The organism is Stappia stellulata, from assembly GCF_020176715.1.
Taxonomy (GTDB): Bacteria; Pseudomonadota; Alphaproteobacteria; order Rhizobiales; family Stappiaceae; genus Stappia.
The window spans coordinates 195,140-211,333 of record NZ_JAIVMF010000006.1; the positions used below are offsets into that span (position 1 = coordinate 195,140).

General features: G+C 67.3%; 16 protein-coding genes. 12 read left to right on the forward strand and 4 right to left on the reverse strand.

Annotation, left to right across the window (positions count from 1 at the left end; genetic code table 11):
- Positions 1-120: 120 nt before the first annotated feature.
- Positions 121-1,086, reverse strand: a complete 966-nt coding sequence (gene htpX / locus LC092_RS10120; RefSeq protein ID WP_224806397.1) for a zinc metalloprotease HtpX — start codon at positions 1,084-1,086, stop codon at positions 121-123.
- Between the two features lie 194 nt (positions 1,087-1,280).
- On the opposite strand from htpX, the gene LC092_RS10125 reads away from it, so the two are divergent.
- The 5 genes from LC092_RS10125 to LC092_RS10145 all read left to right on the forward strand — a co-directional run bounded on the left by LC092_RS10125 (position 1,281) and on the right by LC092_RS10145 (position 7,544).
- Positions 1,281-1,541, forward strand: coding sequence for a DUF1674 domain-containing protein (locus LC092_RS10125; RefSeq protein WP_224806398.1), 261 nt, complete (start codon positions 1,281-1,283; stop codon positions 1,539-1,541).
- Between the two features lie 215 nt (positions 1,542-1,756).
- Positions 1,757-2,977, forward strand: coding sequence for an aminotransferase class I/II-fold pyridoxal phosphate-dependent enzyme (locus LC092_RS10130; protein ID WP_224806399.1), 1,221 nt, complete (start codon positions 1,757-1,759; stop codon positions 2,975-2,977).
- Positions 2,978-2,981: 4 nt separating this feature from the next.
- Positions 2,982-5,726, forward strand: a complete 2,745-nt coding sequence (locus tag LC092_RS10135) for an FtsK/SpoIIIE family DNA translocase (RefSeq protein ID WP_224806400.1) — start codon at positions 2,982-2,984, stop codon at positions 5,724-5,726.
- A gap of 111 nt (positions 5,727-5,837) precedes the next feature.
- Positions 5,838-6,488: an outer-membrane lipoprotein carrier protein LolA gene (locus tag LC092_RS10140; RefSeq protein WP_224806401.1), complete on the forward strand. Its 651-nt coding sequence runs from the start codon at positions 5,838-5,840 to the stop codon at positions 6,486-6,488.
- 12 nt (positions 6,489-6,500) lie between these two features.
- Positions 6,501-7,544: an ATP-dependent carboxylate-amine ligase gene (locus LC092_RS10145; RefSeq protein WP_224806402.1), complete on the forward strand. Its 1,044-nt coding sequence runs from the start codon at positions 6,501-6,503 to the stop codon at positions 7,542-7,544.
- 21 nt (positions 7,545-7,565) lie between these two features.
- On the opposite strand, the gene LC092_RS10150 is transcribed toward LC092_RS10145, so the two are convergent.
- Together LC092_RS10150 and acnA are read right to left on the reverse strand one after the other, a co-directional pair.
- On the reverse strand, positions 7,566-8,264 hold the full coding sequence (locus LC092_RS10150) for an FkbM family methyltransferase (RefSeq protein WP_224806403.1): 699 nt from the start codon (positions 8,262-8,264) through the stop codon (positions 7,566-7,568).
- A gap of 148 nt (positions 8,265-8,412) precedes the next feature.
- Positions 8,413-11,163 carry an aconitate hydratase AcnA gene (gene acnA, locus LC092_RS10155; RefSeq protein WP_224806404.1) on the reverse strand — a complete coding sequence of 917 codons (2,751 nt, stop codon included), beginning with the start codon at positions 11,161-11,163 and terminating at the stop codon, positions 8,413-8,415.
- Positions 11,164-11,448: 285 nt separating this feature from the next.
- Between acnA and ccmA the strand changes: the two genes are divergently transcribed.
- From ccmA to LC092_RS10190, 7 genes are all read left to right on the forward strand, one after another.
- Positions 11,449-12,075 carry a heme ABC exporter ATP-binding protein CcmA gene (gene ccmA / locus LC092_RS10160; RefSeq protein WP_224806420.1) on the forward strand — a complete coding sequence of 209 codons (627 nt, stop codon included), beginning with the start codon at positions 11,449-11,451 and terminating at the stop codon, positions 12,073-12,075.
- An 8-nt stretch (positions 12,076-12,083) separates the two neighbouring features.
- On the forward strand, positions 12,084-12,743 hold the full coding sequence (gene ccmB / locus LC092_RS10165) for a heme exporter protein CcmB (RefSeq protein WP_224806421.1): 660 nt from the start codon (positions 12,084-12,086) through the stop codon (positions 12,741-12,743).
- 68 nt (positions 12,744-12,811) lie between these two features.
- Positions 12,812-13,570 (forward strand): heme ABC transporter permease, encoded by a 759-nt coding sequence (locus tag LC092_RS10170; protein ID WP_224806405.1) that lies wholly within the window; start codon positions 12,812-12,814, stop codon positions 13,568-13,570.
- Complete coding sequence (gene ccmD, locus LC092_RS10175; protein ID WP_224806406.1) at positions 13,567-13,773, forward strand: heme exporter protein CcmD; 207 nt, start codon at positions 13,567-13,569, stop codon at positions 13,771-13,773. Before LC092_RS10170 ends, ccmD begins: the two co-directional genes overlap by 4 nt.
- The gene (locus LC092_RS10180; protein WP_224806407.1) at positions 13,770-14,381 is read left to right on the forward strand and encodes a DsbE family thiol:disulfide interchange protein; all 612 of its coding nucleotides are present in this window, start codon (positions 13,770-13,772) and stop codon (positions 14,379-14,381) included. The genes ccmD and LC092_RS10180 overlap by 4 nt, the downstream gene beginning before the upstream one ends.
- A 6-nt stretch (positions 14,382-14,387) precedes the next feature.
- Positions 14,388-14,951 carry an NUDIX hydrolase gene (locus LC092_RS10185; RefSeq protein ID WP_224806408.1) on the forward strand — a complete coding sequence of 188 codons (564 nt, stop codon included), beginning with the start codon at positions 14,388-14,390 and terminating at the stop codon, positions 14,949-14,951.
- A 149-nt stretch (positions 14,952-15,100) separates the two neighbouring features.
- On the forward strand, positions 15,101-15,841 hold the full coding sequence (locus LC092_RS10190) for a DUF1223 domain-containing protein (RefSeq protein ID WP_224806409.1): 741 nt from the start codon (positions 15,101-15,103) through the stop codon (positions 15,839-15,841).
- Here LC092_RS10190 and LC092_RS10195 read toward each other — a convergent pair.
- Positions 15,838-16,194 (reverse strand): integrase core domain-containing protein (locus tag LC092_RS10195; RefSeq protein ID WP_224806410.1); only part of this gene is annotated, 357 nt, incomplete at its 5' end. The genes LC092_RS10190 and LC092_RS10195 overlap by 4 nt on opposite strands.

A 16,194-nucleotide genomic window follows, 5' to 3' on the forward strand; every position in this document is an offset into this window, starting at 1 on the left:
TCGCGGAGCGGGCGGTCGCGGGGTCCTGGTCAAGCGAGACTGCGCATATGCACCGCCGGGCGCGGTCTTCACAAGGCCGAAATCGCCCGACGGCCTGCGAAAAGGCGCCCGATCCTTTCGTCAGCCCCAGGGGCCGCGCGATGCCGGGCCGTCGGCGCGGGTGCCACCCGTCCCGGTGCCGCGCCGGCCCCAGGGGCCGGGAGGATCTGCCCGCACCGGACCCTCGAAGCGGGCCCCGCCCCCGCCGCCGGACGCCATCTCGCGCAGGGCGCGGATGCGGTTTTCGGTGTTGGGGTGGGTGGAAAATAGGTTGTCCATGCGCTCGCCCGAAAGCGGATTGATGATGAACATATGCGCGGTCGCCGGATTGCGTTCGGCATCCGGATTGTGGATGCGCGCCGCGCCGCCGGCGATCTTGTCGAGCGCGGAGGCAAGCCAGATCGGATTGCCGCAGATCTCGGCTCCCATCCGGTCGGCGGCATATTCGCGGGTGCGGCTGATCGCCATTTGCACCAGCATCGCCGCCATCGGCGCGACGATCATCATCACGATCACGCCGACGAAGCCGAGCGGATTGTTGTTGTCGCGGTTGCCGCCGAAAAAGAACGCGAAATTGGCGAGCATGGAAATCGCGCCGGCAATCGTCGCGGTGATCGTCATGATCAGCGTGTCGTGGTTCTTCACATGCGCGAGCTCGTGCGCCATCACGCCTGCAACCTCTTCGCGCGACAGCGAATTCAGCAGTCCGGTGGTGGCCGCGACGGCGGCATTTTGCGGGTTGCGGCCGGTGGCGAAGGCGTTGGGCTGGGGGTTGTCGATGAGATAGACCTTCGGCATCGGCAGGTCGGCCCGCGCCGCGAGCTCGCGCACCATGGCGAACAGCTCCGGCGCCTGGCGTTCGTTCGCCTCCACCGCATGGTGCATCCTGAGCACCATCTTGTCGGAGTTCCAGTAGCTGAACAGGTTCATGCCGGCGGCAATCACGAACGCGATCATCATGCCGGACTGGCCGCCGATGAAGAACCCGAGCCCCATGAAGAGCGCGGTCATCGCGGCAAGCAGAAGTGCCGTGCGGAAATAGTTCATCCGTTTCAACCTCGTCTGGCGGCGGTGCCGCGTCGCTCCCCGTCGTCTTGCCCGGGTGCTTCGGCCGGTGGCGTTGCAGGCCACCGGTATTGCGCCCTATATGTTGGCGGAGACGGTCCGTTGCGCAAGAGAGCGGGCCGCGTTTCCCGTGTCCCCCGCCCTTGCCCCGGCAACCGCGAAGGCCAGCAACCGCCATGTCCAAGACGACCGACCTCCAGGATCCGACCCCGCCGTCAGCCGCTTCCGTCGCGGATCCGGCAGCGGAGGCCCCCGCCCCGCGCCGCTTCGAGGATCTCCCCGCACCGGCACAGCGCGCCCTGAAGGAAGCCGAAGCCCGGCGCAAGGAGATCGACGCCCGCCAGAAGGCCTTTCCCCGGGAGATCGACGGGCGCGGCGGGCTGGAACCGACGCGCTATGAAGACTGGGAAATCAAGGGCATCGCCTGCGACTTCTGACCGGCGGACACCGCCGGGCGCGCGGTCTGTGTAAAGCGCGGCCGCTTTCGCTCCTTGGTTAATGAGGGATTTACCAACCGGCGATAGGCTTTGCGGACAAAACGAGACCGGTCGGGGTGGAGAACTGTTGCTTCCCCGAGAGCTGGTTGAATGATTTCAAGATCTTAGGTTCCGCGCGCGCCAGTTTGGCGTGGAACGGGAGAAGTCAGGTCCGCATGTCCGTGTCGCCCATTCGTTCTGCAGCCTCCGGCCCCGGCCTGCCGTCCGCCAATCCGTTCGAGCGGCTGGCGGCGCTGATCGAGGGCGTGCCTCCGGGCGCGGAGCCGATCGTGATGACCATCGGCGAGCCGCGTCATCCGATTCCGGCCTTCACCGGCGACATCCTGGCCGCCAATCTCGCCGACTTCAGCCGCTATCCGAACATTCGCGGTACCGACGATTTCCGCGCCGCCGTCTCCGGCTGGCTCGACACGCGCTATGGCCTTGGCGGAACGCTGGACAGCGCGCGCGGCGTCTTGCCGCTCAACGGATCGCGCGAGGGGCTGACCTTTGCCGCACTCGGCGCGCGCGATTATCTCGCCAAATCGACCGAGCGCCCGGCGGTGCTCATGCCCAATCCCTTTTACCAGACCTACGCCGCCGCCGCCCATGTGGCGGGTGCGGAGGCCGTCTATCTGGATGCCGGGGCGGAGACCGGGTTCCTGCCCGATCTGGACGCGCTCTCCCCGGCGCTTCTGGAGCGGACGATTGCCTTCATCTACGCCTCGCCGGCCAATCCGCAGGGCGCGGTCGCCGATCTCGCGACCTGGACGAAACTGATCGGCCTTGCCCGCAAGCATCGCTTCTTCATCATCGCCGACGAATGCTATTCGGAGATCTACCGCGACACGCCGCCGCCGGGCGTGCTGGAAGCCGCCCATGCGACGGGCGACGGCTTCGCCAATGTGGTCAGCCTGAATTCGCTGTCGAAACGGTCGAACCTCGCCGGTCTGCGCTGCGGCTTCGCCGCCGGCGATCCGGAGTTCCTGGCAAGCTGGTCGCGGTTTCGCGGGCTGGCCGCGCCGCAAGTGCCGATGCCGCTGCAGGCGGTGGCCGCCGCCGCCTATCGCGACGAGGCGCATGTCGCGGAAAACCGTCGTCTCTACAACGAGAAATACGCGAGCGCGGAGCGGATCCTCGGATCTCTCTTCGCCGATGTCGTGCCGGAAGGCGGGTTCTTTCTCTGGCTGGATGTGGCGCGCTGGGGCGGTGGCAGCGCGGTTGCCAAACGGCTCTGGGCCGAGGCCGGCGTGAAGGTCCTGCCGGGCGACGTGCTTTCGGTCGATGCCGGCTCCGGAAATCCCGGCGCCGATTTCATCCGTCTCGCGCTGGTCGACGATCTCGCCACCGTCGAGACCGGCCTCACGCGTGTCCGCAGCGTTCTGGGAGGGTCTTGAGATCATGCGTCGTGCCACCCCTGCCCGCTCCGGCCGTGCCGCGGCCCTTGGACTGGAAGATACCGAAGCGCCGCTGAAGCGGTTCCTGAAGCGCAACATGATCGGCGCGGCGGGTCTCGCCGTGATCGCCGCCAGCGCAGCGCTTGCCTCCGCGCTTGCCACCTGGTCGGTCACCGACCCGAGCTTCAGCCACGCCACCACCGCGCCGGTGCGCAATGCGCTCGGCTGGCCCGGTGCGGTGATCGCCGATTTCTTCATGCAGGCGATCGGGCTTGCGGCGGCCGTGTTCCTCGTGCCCGTGGTTCTGTGGGGCTGGCGGTTGCTGTCGGCGCGCGCGAGCCGCATCGCTGTTCGGCGTCTGGGCGCCTGGGTGGCCGGCACGCTTCTGGCCGCCGGGGCGCTTGCCGCCCTTCCCGTGCCGGCCAGCTGGCCGCTGCCGACCGGGCTCGGCGGGTTTCTCGGCGATTTCGTTCACATGATCCCGGCGATGCTGACCGACGATCTGACGCCCGGCATGGCGATGATCGTCGGCGGGCTCGGCCTTGGCGTTCCGGCCACGATCCTGATGCTGCGCGCCGCCGGCTGGCTCGGCCGCGGGCCGGCTCCTGTGCTGGAGCCGTTGCCGGAGCCGTCGCGCCATGCGCGCAGCGTCGGCGCGGTGCCGGACTATGATGCCGACGACGACGAGGACGATGACCATGGCGGCGGGCGCTGGCAGGCGCTGGTCGGTGGGGTCGCCCATTTGGGGCTGCTTGCCGGCGCGACCGCGCGCCGTCTCGTCTTTCGCCGGCGCGCCGCCAGGCGCGGCGACGAGGATTTCGATCTCCCGGCCTATGACGAGGACGACGACTGGGACGACGCGCCGCGCGTCAGCGTGGAGGACGACGATCCGGTCGGCCGGCACGGCGGGTTCTCCGCGCTGCGCCGCAAGCTCGCCGACCGCCTGATGCCGCCGGAAGACGACGGGCTTGATGCGTTCTATCCGCAAGGCGCGGATGCCGAGGTGGTGGCCGAGCCGGAACCGCCGGTGCCGAGCCTCGACGACCTGCCGGATTTCGACGAGGACGACGATCCCGACGGGCCGATGTCCACGCCGCTGCCGCGCGCGATTGCCGGTCCGGCGAGCCGGGACGAGCCGCCCGCGGGACGCGTGGTGCCGCCGGCGGCCCGTCCGCGCCCGGGCAAGCGGGTCGTGGCCGAGGCGCAGCCGTCGTTCCTGCGCCAACCCGGCGTTTATGAACTGCCGCCGCTGCATCTGCTTGCCGAGCCGAAGAACGGCGGCCGCCAGACCGCGATCAACACAGACGCGCTGGAACAGAACGCCCGCATCCTGGAAGGCGTGCTGGAGGATTTCGGCGTGCGCGGTGAGATCATCGAGGTGCGTCCCGGTCCGGTGGTGACGCTGTATGAGCTGGAGCCTGCCCCCGGCATCAAGTCGAGCCGCGTGATCGGCCTTGCCGACGACATCGCCCGCTCGATGAGCGCGATTTCCGCCCGTGTCGCGGTGATCCCGGGCAAGAATGCCATCGGCATCGAGCTGCCGAACCAGCGTCGCGAGATGGTGTTCCTGCGCGAGCTTCTGGCCGCCAGCGACTACGAGAAGAGCAAGGCGAAACTGGCGCTGACGCTCGGCAAGACCATCGGCGGCGAGCCGGTGATCGCCGATCTCGCCCGCATGCCGCATCTGCTCGTCGCCGGCACCACAGGTTCGGGCAAGTCGGTGGCGATCAACACGATGATCCTGTCGCTGCTCTACCGGCTGGAGCCGGAGCAGTGCAAGCTGATCATGATCGACCCGAAGATGCTGGAACTGTCGATCTACGACGGCATTCCCCATCTGCTGACGCCCGTTGTCACCGACCCGAAGAAGGCGGTCGTGGCGCTCAAGTGGACCGTCCGCGAGATGGAGGAGCGCTACAAGAAGATGTCGAAGATGGGCGTTCGCAACATCGACGGCTTCAACACGCGCGTCGCCCAGGCACTGGAAAAAGGCGAGACCTTCACCCGCACCGTCCAGACCGGCTTCGACCGCGAGACCGGCGAGCCGATCTTCGAGGACGAGGAACTGCCGCTGGAGAAAATGCCCTATATCGTCGTCATCGTCGACGAGATGGCCGACCTGATGATGGTCGCGGGCAAGGACATCGAGGGCGCGATCCAGCGTCTGGCGCAGATGGCGCGCGCCGCCGGCATCCATCTGATCATGGCGACCCAGCGCCCGTCGGTCGACGTCATCACCGGCACGATCAAGGCGAACTTCCCGACCCGGATCTCCTTCCAGGTCACCTCCAAGATCGACAGCCGCACGATCCTCGGCGAACAGGGCGCGGAGCAGCTTCTGGGCCAGGGCGACATGCTCTATATGGCCGGCGGCGGGCGCATCCAGCGCGTGCACGGGCCGTTTGTCGCCGACGACGAGGTCGAGCATATCGTCGCCCACCTGAAGCGTCAGGGCACGCCGCAGTATCTGGAGGCGGTCACGGCGGACGACGAAGTGTCCGACAGTCCCTACGACCAGCTTGCCGGCGGCGGCGGCGACGAGGGCAACGACCTCTACGACAAGGCGGTGGCGATCGTCCTGCGCGACAAGAAGGCCTCGACCTCCTACATCCAGCGCCGCCTGTCGATCGGCTACAACCGCGCCGCCTCGATCATCGAGCGGATGGAGCAGGAAGGTCTCGTCGGAGCCGCCAATCACGCCGGCAAGCGCGAGATCCTCGTCCAGAACGGGGTCGAGGACGATTTTTAAAATCGCCTCGTCGCAACTTCGCCACAGCCGCCTGCTAGCGCGGACACAGATTTGATGGCACGATTTCCCCGCCTCCCCGCGAGGCGGGTCCATTCGACGGAGCCTTGACGCATGACATTCGCCCGCCGCACGTTCCTGCGCCTTGCCACGATCGCGACCGTTGCGACCGCCCTGCTGTCGCCGCTCGATCCGGCCGGTGCCGCCGCGCTCAACGCGGAGCAGAAGAAGACGCTGGCCGAGGTCAACACCTACTTCAACTCGGTGAAGACCATGCATGGCGACTTCATCCAGTTCGGCCCGAACGGCGAGCGCGCCGAAGGCAAGTTCTACCTCGCCCGCCCCGGCAAGATCCGCTTCTATTACAATCCGCCGTCCAAGGTGGACATCGTCGCCGACGGCAAGTCGGTCTCGGTGAAGGATCGCAAGCTGGCGACCCAGGACATCTGGCCCCTGTCGGAAACGCCCCTGCGCTTCCTGCTGGCGGAACAGATCAATCTCGCCGCCGATGCCGATGTCGCCGGCGTGTCGGTCGAACCGGATCTGGTGACAGTGGTCCTTTCCGACGACACCACCTTCGGTTCGGGCAAGCTGACGCTGATCTTCGACGCGGAATCGACCGAGCTGAAGCAGTGGACCGTGACCGATGCGCAGGGCTACGACACGTCGGTCGCGATCTACAACACCACCGTCAACGGCCCGACCAACCCGAAGCTCTTCCGCATCGACTACAACGCCAACATGATGCAGCGGCGAAACAACTAGGCCCCACGAGCCTTGGACGCCGCCCCGCCCTCCGTCGCACGGCCCGCGACCAGCCCGCTCTGGGTGGACATTCTTGCGCGCCTGTGCGGCCCGCGCGGGGCACGGCTCGAGGTCGAGCCGCTTTACGGCTACGCCGGCGCGATCACGGCGGCCGACGGGCGGCGCTTCATCTTCAAGGGCACCAATTTCGACATCAATGGCGCCGGCGCCGCCGCGCTTGCCAAGGACAAGGACTATGCGTCCCGTTTCCTTGCCGCAGCCGGCCTGCCGGTCCCCCGCTCCCTGCTCCTGCACAGCCCGCGCCGGGTCGCCGCGCTGGCGCTGAAGAACCCGGCCGTTGCCGCGCGCCTGCCGCAGGTCGAGGCGGCGGCCGATTTCGCGCGCGCAGCCGGCTGGCCGGTCTTCGTCAAGCCGAACGAGGGTTCTGAGGGCGACGGCGTCACCCGGGTCGCCGATGAAGACGGGCTTCGCCGCGCGCTCGACGGGCTTTTTGCGGTTCACGAGCGTGTGCTGGTGCAACAGGCGGTCGCCGGTGCCGATCACCGGGTGATCGTGCTGGACGGTGCGGTGCAGGGCGTCTTCCGCCGCTCTCCCCTCTCGGTGACGGGCGATGGACGACACGGCATCGCGGAGCTTGCGCAGGCGGTCCTCGGCGGGTTTTCAGCAGGCGGCAAGGGCGCGCGGGTGATGCTCGCCGATCCGCGTATCGCGGCGCATCTCGCAGCGCAAGGCCTCACACTTGAAAGCCTGCCGAAGGCGGGTGCCCGCATCGAGCTGCTGCCCAATGCCAATCTGTCGACCGGCGGGGTCGCGCAAGACGTGACCGAGCGAGTCGGCGCGGACGTCGGCGATCTCGCGATCCGGACCGCTCAAGCGCTGGGCCTCAGGTTTGCCGGCGTCGATCTTCTGCTCGAAGGGTCAGACGCCACGGGTGCCTGGGTGCTGGAGGTCAACTCCGCGCCGGGCCTGTCCTATTTCCATCGTCTGGGAACCGCCGAAGCCGCCCGCGTCGAGGCGATCTACGCAGCGCTGCTCGACGCGATGCTGGACGGGTGAGCGCGGCGCCTTTTCCGCGTCCTATGCCCCGCGCTGCAACAAATCCGCGCGCAAAAATACCGAGGTCGGGCCGACGCGGTTCACATAGAGATAGCCCTGGTCGATCAGGAAGGCGTGGGCGCCGCTGGCCTGCACCTCCGGGATCGAGGCCGCATGGATCTCCACAGCGACGATCTTCGGCCGGTAGCGGGTGAAATCGAGCGAGCGCAGCACCTCCAGGTCCATCCCCTCGCAATCGACGTCCAGCAGGTCGATCTCGCTGTCGCGGTATTTCGTGCCGTCGATGATGTCGGTGAGCGTGCGCGCTTCCACCGTGAAGGTCGTTGCCCGTTCCAGCGCGCCGGCATTGTCGGCCTGCGACGTGGTGAAGGGGCTGAAATGGTCGCCGTGGAACGTCAGCGTGCCGGGCGCGTCGGAGACGGCCGCCTGCACCGCCGTGTCGCGCGGGCGCAGCCATTTGAAGGCGCGCAGCTTGTCGGCCTCCAGGTCGATCACGATCCCGCTCCAGCCGCGTTTGTAGAAGCGGAAGGTGTTGGAATATTTGGTTGGATGAAAGGCGCCGACGTCGACATAGACACCCGATTTCAGCGCCGCCTTGCCCAGCACCTCGCGAAACAGCAGCTCGATGGCGATGTCGTCGCCGAAATGGCCGAACGCGCGCTTGAAGTATTTGGTGAAGAGCGTCTTGCGCAGGTTCTTGAGCTGGCTGAACAGGGACACTTCGGTTTTGTCTCCAGGGTGCGGCGCTCATCGGCGGCCGGCAGGACCGGCGGAGGCATGATTTCATGCCGGGGTCGAATGCGAAAATGGCGGCCTGTGTGTTGCACAGGCCGCCATTTGGTTTCAGGTCACGGGATCTCGCCGGGCCTCAGGCTGCGACGAGATTGCGCAGCACGTAGTGCAGGATGCCGCCGGCACGCACGTATTCCAGCTCGTCCTCGGTGTCGATGCGGCACAGCACCTCGATGATCTTCTTGGTGCCGTCCTCGTACTCCACCTCGACGTCGACCATCTGGCGCGGCTTCAGCTCGGTCACGCCCTTGATCGTCACCTTCTCGGTGCCGGTGATGTTGTGGCTCTGCCAGCTCTCGCCGTCCTTGAAGGTGAACGGCAGGACGCCCATGCCGACCAGGTTGGAGCGGTGGATGCGCTCGAACGACTGGGCGATCACGGCGCGCACGCCGAGCAGGCGCGTGCCCTTCGCGGCCCAGTCACGCGACGAGCCGGTGCCGTATTCCTTGCCGGCGAAGATCACCAGCGGTGTGCCGGCGTCCTTGTATTCCATCGCCGCGTCGTAGATCCACTTCTTCTCGCCGTCCTTCATGGTGACGCCGCCTTCGACGCCCGGAACCATCTGGTTCTTGATGCGGATGTTGGCGAAGGTGCCGCGCATCATGATCTGGTGGTTGCCGCGGCGCGCGCCGTAGGAGTTGAAGTCCTTCTTGGCGACCTGGTGCTCCTGCAGGTAGACGCCTGCCGGTGCGTCGGCCTTGATCGAGCCGGCCGGGGAGATGTGGTCGGTGGTGATGGAGTCGAGGAAAAGCCCGAGAACGGATGCGCCCTCGATGTCTTCCAGCGGCTTCGGCTCCATCGTCATGTCTTCGAAATACGGCGGGTTCTGCACGTAGGTCGAGCCGGCCGGCCAGCTGTAGGTCATGCCGCCCTCGACCTTGATGCCCTGCCAGTGCTCGTCGCCCTTGAAGACGTCCGAATAGCGCTCGCGGAACATCTGCTCGTTGACCGACGAGCGGATGAGATCGGTGATCTCCGCCGTGGTCGGCCAGATGTCCTTGAGGTAGACGGGATTGCCGTCCTGGTCCTCACCGAGCGGCTCGGTGGTGATGTCGACGGTCAGGCTGCCGGCGATCGCATAGGCGACGACCAGCGGCGGCGAGGCCAGATAGTTGGCACGCACGTCCGGATTGACCCGGCCCTCGAAGTTGCGGTTGCCGGAGAGCACCGAGCAGGCGACCAGGTCGTTGTCGTTGATCGTCTTGGAGATCGCCGGGTCGAGCGGGCCGGAGTTGCCGATGCAGGTGGTGCAGCCGTAGCCGGTCAGGTTGAAGCCGAGCGCGTCGAGGTCCTTCTGCACGCCCGCCTTTTCCAGATAGTCGGTGACCACCTGGGAGCCCGGCGCCAGCGAGGTCTTGACCCACGGCTTGACCTTCAGGCCCTTGGCGAGCGCGTTGCGGGCGACAAGGCCGGCGCCGATCAGGACGCTCGGGTTCGACGTGTTGGTGCAGGAGGTGATCGCGGCGATCACCACGTCGCCGTCGGCAAGGCCATGGTCGTGACCGTCGACGTCGTAGCGCTGGTGAACCTCGCCGGTCACGCCGGTGGCGCCTTCGCCAACGAAGCGGGCTTCGCCGGTGGAGGCTGCCGGAGCGGTCGGGCTCTTGCTGCCGCCCTTGATCTCCTTGAGGGCCTCGGCGAACTTCGGCGCGGCTTCGGTCAGCGCGACGCGGTCCTGCGGACGCTTCGGGCCGGCGAGCGAGGGCACCACGGTGGAAATGTCGAGTTCCAGCGTGTCGGTGAAGAACGGTTCCGCCGTATCGGAGGTGCGATACATGCCCTGGGCCTTGGCATAGGCGTCCACGAGTGCGACGCGCTCGGCGTCGCGGCCGGTCGCCTTGAGATAGCTGATCGTGTCGTCGTCGATCGGGAAGAAGCCGCAGGTCGCGCCGTATTCCGGGGCCATGTTGGCGATGGTCGCGGCGTCTTCCAGGCTCAGGTTGTCGAGGCCGGGGCCGAAGAACTCGACGAACTTGCCGACGACGCCCTTCTGGCGCAGCATTTCCACGACGCGCAGCACGAGGTCGGTCGCGGTGATGCCCTCGTTCAGCTTGCCGGTGAGCTTGAAGCCGACGACCTCGGGAATCAGCATGGAGATCGGCTGGCCGAGCATGGCGGCTTCCGCCTCGATGCCGCCGACGCCCCAGCCCAGAACGGCCAGGCCGTTGACCATCGTCGTGTGGCTGTCGGTGCCGACCAGCGTGTCCGGATAGGCCAGCGTCTCGCCGTCCTCGTCCTTGGTCCAGACGGTCTGGCCGAGGTACTCCAGGTTGACCTGGTGGCAGATGCCGGTTCCCGGGGGAACGGCGCGGAAGTTGTCGAAGGCGGACTGGCCCCAGCGCAGGAACTCGTAGCGCTCGCCGTTGCGCTCGTACTCAAGCTCGACGTTCTTCTTGAAGGCGTCCTTGGTGCCGAAATAGTCGATCATCACCGAGTGGTCGATGACCAGGTCGACCGGCACCTGCGGGTTAATCTTCTTCGGGTCGCCACCGAGCTTGACGGCGGCATCGCGCATAGCGGCCAGGTCGACCACCGCCGGAACGCCGGTGAAGTCCTGCATCAGGACGCGGGCCGGACGGTAGGAGATCTCGTGGCTGGACTTGCGCGTCTTGAGCCATTCGGCGCAGGCGAGGATGTCGGCCTTGGTGACCGTGCGGCCGTCCTCGAAGCGCAGGAGGTTTTCCAGAACCACCTTCAGCGAGTACGGGAGGCGCGACACGCCTTCCAGACCGTTCTTCTCGGCTTCGGGGATCGAGAAATACGTGTAGGTCTTGTCACCGACCTTCAGCGTCTTCCTGGCTTTGAAACTGTCGAGCGATTTGGTCACGGCTGGCCATCCCTTCGTATCTCGTCGCGGCCGGCGCTGTGGCCGCGCACGTGCGCTAGAAAACTCTTGGCGCGCAGCGTGATCCGGTGTCCGGTCCGCGCGCGTGTTGGCGCCCGTATAACGAATTTTGCAGCGCGGTGCCAGCGCCGTGCGACGGGTTTCGCCTCGGCAAATGGGATAGGCCGTCGCCCGGTCCCGGCCGCATTCGCGCTTGATCCCGGATAGCCGGCCGTGCGATGCGAAACATTCCGGTGCGCATCGCGCGCCGTCCGGACCTGGATGACCATGCGTCTTGTTGCCGAAAATCTGTCTTGCGAACGCGGCGGACGCCGCGTGTTCTCCGATCTCGCGCTGACGCTTGAGGCCGGCCGGGCACTTGCCGTCACCGGTCCCAACGGGGTTGGCAAATCGAGCCTGCTGCGTGTGCTCGCCGGTCTGGTGCAGCCGGCCTCCGGCAGCATTCGCATCGAGGACGGCGATCCGGAGCTGAGCGCCGGCGAGCATTGCCACTATTACGGTCATCTCGACGCGCTGAAGCCGGCGCTGAGCGTTCTGGAAAATCTCGATTTCTGGACATCGTTTCTCGCGCCCGGGCGAACCGGTGCGCGGTGGCAGCCGATGACGCCGATCGAGGCGCTCGAAGCGCTTGGCATCGACCACGCGGGCGATCTGCCGGCCGCCTATCTGTCCGCCGGTCAGCGGCGCCGGCTGGCGCTCGCCCGGCTTCTGGTCGTCGCGCGGCCCGTGTGGCTGCTCGACGAGCCGACGTCGGCGCTCGATGCGGCGTCGGAAGCCCGGCTTGGCGAACTGATGAGCGATCATCTCGCCGCAGGCGGCATTATTGTCGCCGCCACCCACCAGACAATGCCGCTTGCCGAGGTCGGCACGCTGCGCCTCGAGGCGCCGGCATGAGCGGCTGGATGGGCGCCCTCTTCCTGCGCGAGCTGCGCCTGTCGCTCCGGGTCGGCGGCGGGGCGCTGATCGGCGTCTTGTTCTTTCTCGCGGTCATCACCGTCATTCCCTTCGGCGTCGGGCCGGATCTCAACCTGCTGGCGCTGATCGGGCCGGCGGTCCTGTGGATCGGCGCGCTGCTTGCCACGCTGCTCGGCCTCGACCGGCTGTTCCAGGCCGACCGCGACGACGGGTCGCTCGATCTGATGCTGATGGCCGGGCGCCCGCTTGAAGTGCTGGTGCTGGTCAAATGTCTGGCGCATTGGGTCGGCACCGGCCTGCCGCTGGTGCTGTCCGCGCCGGTTCTCTCGATCTTTCTCAATCTCGAACCGCTGGCGATCGGTGCGGTGGCGCTGACGCTTCTGGTCGGAACGCCGGCGCTGACGCTGATCGGCGCGATCGGCGCCGCGCTCACCGTGTCGCTGCGCCGGGGCGGGCTGCTCCTGGCGGTGCTCGTCGTGCCCTTCTCCATTCCGGTGCTGATTTTCGGAGTGAGTGCGTCCGGGGCGGCCGTCACGGAGCCGACGCCCTTCCTGACGCCCTTCCTGCTGCTGGCCGCGCTGACGCTGATTTCGGCGGTCGTCGGGCCGGTGGCGGCGGCGATGGCGCTGCGGTTTTCCAGCGACTGACGCGGCATCCGGCCGCGCGCGTCGCGTCTTCCATTGAAAGGCTGGCCGCGCGCCACTAGAAATACATCATGGCTATTCTCGACCTTGCCAATCCGACCCGCTTCCTGGCGCTTTCCGCGCGCCTGTTGCCGTGGCTTGCCGCAGCGTGCGTGATCGCCTTCGCTGTCGGTCTCTACATGACCTTCTTCGTCGCGCCCGACGATTACCAGCAGGGCGCCACGGTGAAGATCATGTATCTGCATGTGCCGGCCGCCTGGCTTGCGATGATGTGCTATTCGGTGATGGCGATCTCCTCGCTCGGCACCTTGATCTGGAAGCATCCGCTGGCCGATGTCTCGGCCAAGGCGGCCGCCCCGATCGGCGCCGCCTTCACGCTGATCTCGCTGATCACCGGCTCGCTCTGGGGCAAGCCGATGTGGGGCACCTACTGGGTGTGGGACGCGCGTCTCACCTCGGTGCTGGTGCTGTTCATCATGTATCTCGGGCTGATCGCGCTGTGGCGCACCATCGAGGACCCGATCCGCGCCGGCAAGGCGGCCGCCGTGCTGACCCTCGTCGGCGCCATCAACCTGCCGATCATCAAGTTTTCCGTCGACTGGTGGAACACGCTGCACCAGCCGGCCAGCGTGATCCGCATGGACGGGCCGACAATCCACCCGACGATCCTCTGGCCGCTTCTGGTGATGGCGCTGGCCTTTACCCTTTTGTTTTTCGTGATGCACCTGATGGCGATGCGCAACGAGATCCTGCGCCGGCGCCTGCGCACCATGCAGCTCCAGGCCGCGAGCGCGCGCGTCGGCGTGGCAACCCCGCAGGCGGCCGAATGACGGAATTCCTCGAACTCGGCCCCCATGCGGGCTTCATCATCGCCTGTTACGTCGTCACGCTTGTGGTGATTGGCGCGCTCTTCGTCTGGATCCTCGCTGACGGATCGCGGCTGCGCGCCCGGCTGGCGGCGATGGAGGCGCAGGGCGTGACCCGTCGCTCCGCCCGCGCCCGGAGCGCAGACGCCCGGGAGAGCGGATCATGAGCGAAGATACGGTTCCGCACGCCCCCGCGCCGCGCCGCCGCATTCCGCTGATGGCGCTTCTGCCGCTGGTGGTGTTCGCGCTTCTTGCGGTGTTGTTCCTGGTGCAGCTCCTGTCGGGCAAGGACACGTCCCAGGTTCCCTCCGCGCTGATCGACAAGCCGGCGCCGGAGTTCACGCTGCCGCCGGTCGCGGACCTCCGCGGCGGCGACGGCGCGCCGGTTCCCGGCGTTTCGCGCGCGGATCTGCTCGGCCAGGTCAGCGTGGTCAACATCTTCGCCTCCTGGTGCGCGCCCTGCCGTCAGGAGCATCCGCTGCTGGAGGATCTGGCCCGCCTCGACAAGGCGCAGATGATCGGCATCAACTACAAGGACAAGCCGGAGAACGCCCGCCGCTTTCTCGGCACGCTCGGCAACCCTTACGACCGCGTCGGCGCCGACGACAAGGGTCGCGCGGCGATCGACTGGGGCGTCTACGGCGTGCCGGAGACCTTCATCGTCGATGCGGCCGGCACGATCCGCTACAAGTTCATCGGCCCGCTGTCGCCGGAGAGCTACCGGGACGTTTTCCTTCCCGAGCTGGACAAGATCCTCGCCACGCCGAACGGATAGAGCGGCATGAGCGACACTCCCCTGTCCCCGACCTTCCGCCGCGCCCGGCCAAAGGGCGACACGCATGAGCGCGACATCTGCGACCGTTGCGGCTTCGTGTCATATGAAAACCCGCGCATTGTCGTCGGCTCGGTGGTGGTGCACGAGGGGCGCTATCTGCTCGGGCGGCGCGCCATCGAGCCGTCCTCGGGCCTGTGGACCCTGCCGGCTGGCTATCTGGAACTCAACGAAACACCGGAAGACGGGGCCCGGCGCGAGGCGCGCGAGGAGCTGTGCGCCGAGATCGAGCTTGAGGGCCTGCTCGCGGTCTACACCATCACGCGGCTGTCGCAGGTGCAGATGATCTACAAGGCCCGCTTCGACGGAGGCTTCGCCGCCGGGTCTGAGACGCTGGAGGCCGGGCTGTTTCACTGGGAGGAGATCCCCTGGGACCAGATCGCCTTCCCCTCCGTGCATTGGGCGCTCACCCACAGGCGCGATGTCGATGCCGGACGCGCGGTGGCGCCGCTGGCCAATCCGCCTGGCGAGACCGGGGCACTCGAGACCGGGCCCTCGAGATCGGGGAGATAACGCGCTGAGCGCTCCCGCGCCCCTCAAGGGGTCGTGAGTGGTCATTGAACGCGGGCCTGCCTATTGTGCCTCAGTCTTCGCAGTCTCGCACGCCGGCGAACTGCCGATCCGGTGGATCGGGGAGGTCGGCGTCAGGAAAGAACCGCGCAATGCCGATGTCCTTCGTTTCGCCGCGCCGCAGCCTGCGGGCGATGTTTGCCGTGCTGTTTCTGGCGCTGCCCTCGGTTGCCGGGGCAGCGGACGGACCGCGCGCGGTGGTGGAGCTTTTCACCAGCCAGGGCTGTTCGTCCTGTCCGCCGGCCGACCGCCTGATCACCGAGATTTCCGCCCGCGACGACCTGGTGACGCTGTCCTATCCGGTGGACTACTGGGATTATCTCGGCTGGCAGGACACGCTCGCCTCGCCGGCCAACAGCGCCCGGCAGCGCGACTACGCGGCCGCACGCGGCGACCGTGACGTCTATACGCCGCAGGTGGTGGTCAACGGCCAGCGCCACATGGTCGGCAGCGACCGACAGGCGCTGGAGGCGGCGCTCGCCTCGGTGCCGCCGCTGCCGGTCGATGTCGCGATCCTCTCCGAAAACGGGGTCCTCACGATCCGGGTTTCCGGCGACATGCCGGTTGCCAGCGGCATGGCCACCGTGCTGCTCGCCTTTGTCGCCGCGCCCGTTGCGGTGGACATCGGACGCGGCGAGAACCGTGGCAGCGAGATCGTCTACACCAATGTCGTGCGCAGCCTGCGCGCGGTCGGCATGTGGGACGGCGGCGCGCTCGAATTCCGTCTGCCGATGAGCGATCTGAAGAAGATGCAGGCGGAACGCTGCGCCGTTCTGGTGCAGATGGAAGACGGCGGCCGCCCGGGCCGGATCCTCGGCGCGGCGATCCGCTAGGTGTGGTTTCTCAGAAGGTCATTCACCCTTTGGAGGGGCGGCAGGCCGTTGAGAGCGGAGTGTTGTCTTGCCCGGTTGAACCAGTCAAGCCATCTGGGGAGGTCCGCGTTTCGGGCTTGCGATGTAGGATAGGCGAGGCCGTAGGCCCATTCGCGCAGGAGGGTCTGGATGAAGCGCTCGGCCTTGCCGTTGGTCTTGGGCGTGTAGGGTCGGGTGAAGATGTGGCGGATGCCGAGCCATCGCAGCGCCTTGGCGAAGCGGCGGGAGCGGTAGGCGCTGCCATTGTCGGTCATCACCCGCTCGGTCCGGATGCCGTGCGCACGGAACCAGCGCAGGGCGCGGAGCAGGAAGGC